General features: G+C 57.0%; 1 pseudogene. It reads left to right on the plus strand.

Annotation, left to right across the window (positions count from 1 at the left end):
- Positions 1-119: 119 nt before the first annotated feature.
- Positions 120-400, plus strand: a pseudogene (locus tag NLX71_RS26470) (IS1634 family transposase); the annotation flags it as partial.

Here is a 400-nt window from a genome sequence, read left to right on the forward strand (position 1 = left end):
TTCTCCGTTTGTGAGGAGGTCAAGCGAGCGGCTTGGGAATCCGGTGCATGGCAAGAGATCGGCAGGTTGAGCCAGGGTGCGTCCGCAGCGGAATACAGTTTGTTCGAGACGAAGCCGCAGTGGAAGCAGAGAAGCGTCTGATCAGCACTTTCGTCCTGATCAGCAATGCCGAAACATCGGGCTATTCGGACTCAGACCTGCTTCGCGCGTACAAGGGACAGGATGCCGCCGAGACGCGCTTTCGTCTGTTGAAAGACCCGCAGCTCGTGGATGGCATCTATCTTAAAACGCCGGATCGAATCGCCGCGCTCGGGATCGTACTGGTGATGGCCCTGCTGCTATACGGCATTTTGGAGTACCGCATCCGTCAAGAGCTGGACAAGCAAGACAAGCCATTCCG

This window comes from Paenibacillus sp. MZ04-78.2 (assembly GCF_024213375.1).
In the GTDB taxonomy this organism is placed as follows: Bacteria; Bacillota; Bacilli; order Paenibacillales; family NBRC-103111; genus Paenibacillus_G.